Here is a 2193-nt window from a genome sequence, read left to right as displayed (position 1 = left end):
GGCGCGCAGCGAGTTCGAGGCGCTCGCTGCGGATGACTTTGCGGTGGTCCGCCATGACGGCTTACGCGGGGCGAGTCTGGCGTATCTGGCCCAGGTGTGCGCCCGGCTCGATGACAAGAAACGGGCGGATGTCCTGTATGCGATGCTGCTGCCGTACGACGGCCGCAATCTCCTGATCGGGACGACGGTTGGATGCTTCGGCGCCGCGGCCTCCCTGCTCGGCTTGCTCGCCACGACACAGCGCAAATGGCAAGACGCTCAGCGCCACTTCGAGTCTGCGTTGACGATGAACTTCCGGCAGGGAGCGTTCCCTGCGCTCGCGCATGCACGCTTGCGCTATGCCTTGATGCGGCTGGCCCGCAACGCCGATGGTGATCGCGACGGCGCGAGCGTGCTGCTAGAGGACGCACGGGCTGCGGCGGTGCGCATGGGCATGCGCACGCTGACCGAGCGAATCGACGAGGTACGACGCTCGATCGGGCATGCGTCATCTCCGGTTTGTCCGGCCGGGTTGAGTGCGCGCGAAGCCCAGGTGCTTCGACTGGTGGCAAGTGGGCTTGGAAATCGCGAAATCGCCACGCGGCTGTTCCTGAGCCCGAACACGGTCGCGAATCACATTCGGGCGATCCTCGCCAAGACCGAATCCGCCAATCGCACGGAGGCTGCGGCGTTCGCGATCCGTAACGGTTTGGCGGGATGATAACGAACGGGCGGGTCCGGTACTAATTGGCGGTCTCTTCGCTGTCTCGCTCACCGGCTAATTTCCGCTTCCTTTGAAGGGAAGGAGACCGTTCGGTCAAGCGAGCCGCTGCGTCCTTGTCCGGAGAGCCCGCAACCGCGAATAGCCGTCGATATTCGGCCGGTGTCGTTTGCTTCGCACCCCTGAACTGGCGATTGAAGTTGGCGACGTTCGCGAAGCCCGAACGAGCAGCGATGACGGCAACGGGCAGGGAGGTGTCAGCCAGCATTCGGCATGCGTGCCCAATACGAACCCGAGTGATATATCGACCGGCGCTCTCACCGATATGCTGAACAAAGTAACGCGTGAGCGTGCGCTCCGACAGGCTGGCGGCCGCGCAGAGCTCTGACAGTCGCAACGGCTCGGCAAAGCGCGCGTCAATCATCGAAAGGACCCGGTTAATCCGTTCGGGCTCGTGGCCAGATGGGCCGGCGCTTGTCCGGTTGAAAGCACTCGATGAGGCGAGCGGTTGGCCCGGCGCGTCGGCGAGCGTGCACAAAATGTCGAGGGCCGCGCTAAGGCGCTCGCGCGCGCCGCTAGATAGCAATTGCTCCCGGCGTCCGCGCATCGATTTGCCAGCAGGCGGTTCGAAGGCTAGCCCACTCGCGGCCCTGCGTAACAGCTTGCGCAGCGGCTCATACTCGGGGCAACAATCCGCCATACGCCGCGCCCAATCGCCATCGAACCAGATAACGATGGCGACTTGTGCAGAGGATGGATCGATCGAACGATTCGACGCCCAGGTGTGCGGGAGGTCCGGCGGCACGAGGACGAGATCCTCGGCGTCATATTCGTTGACGGAGTCGCCGATGTAGCGCTTGCCATGACTGTTCATGGTCAGCGTTAGCTCGTACTCCGGATGATGATGCCACTCGAACGGAATACGCGAGAGCCGCCGATGGTATACCCGGACCGAACAGCTCTCACCGAATTCGACATGCTCGTAGGTTGGCTTCATGGCCGAAAACGCAAATAAATTGCCTGAATAGTATCACTAAGGCACGCGTGCACGTCATATCCTCGGCTATATCAAATTCATACGGAGACAATCATGGCGTTAATCATTGACGATCTGCCGACCGCAATTCGCCAAGCGAAAAAGGAGTTACGCGCGGCGTTGCCGAACTACCGGGAGGTCTTCGCCGAAGTCGAAGAAGCGATCAGCAAAGAGGCGAAGCGAATCGCCGGGCAGCGGGATCGCGGAGAAGACGTCATTCCCGAGATTCAGTTTTCCGACATCACCGGGCAACGTGTTACCGCGGACCAGATCGCGGTCGTCAAGGCGCGCGGCGCATGCGTGATTCGCAATGTCTTCCCGCGCGCGCTAGTTGCGAGTTGGGACGAGGATATTGCCGGCTATGTCGAACGCAATAATCTCGACAAGCGCCTGGAAAATCGCGCCGAGGACAAATACTTTGGCCAACTGGCGTCAAGCAAGCCGCAGATCTATGGCG

Annotated in this window: 3 protein-coding genes; 2 read left to right on the top strand and 1 reads right to left on the bottom strand. The window is 61.5% G+C overall.

All coding sequences use genetic code 11. From position 1 onward, the window contains the following. A partial coding sequence (locus WCA53_RS06870; protein WP_423907264.1) for a helix-turn-helix domain-containing protein occupies positions 1–700 on the top strand: 700 nt, incomplete at its 5' end. A 22-nt stretch (positions 701–722) separates the two neighbouring features. On the opposite strand, the gene WCA53_RS06865 is transcribed toward WCA53_RS06870, so the two are convergent. Continuing rightward, complete coding sequence (locus tag WCA53_RS06865; protein WP_423907262.1) at positions 723–1697, bottom strand: helix-turn-helix domain-containing protein; 975 nt, start codon at positions 1695–1697, stop codon at positions 723–725. 93 nt (positions 1698–1790) lie between these two features. Here WCA53_RS06865 and WCA53_RS06860 point away from each other — a divergent pair. Continuing rightward, positions 1791–2193, top strand: a 403-nt coding sequence (locus WCA53_RS06860; RefSeq protein ID WP_423907259.1) for a YbiU family protein, incomplete at its 3' end; no start/stop codon positions are given.

The organism is Caballeronia sp. (assembly GCF_049581465.1).
Lineage (GTDB): Bacteria > Pseudomonadota > Gammaproteobacteria > Burkholderiales > Burkholderiaceae > Caballeronia.
The sequence above is the reverse complement of the archived record's forward strand: the minus strand, read 5'-3'. Positions and strand labels throughout refer to the sequence as shown.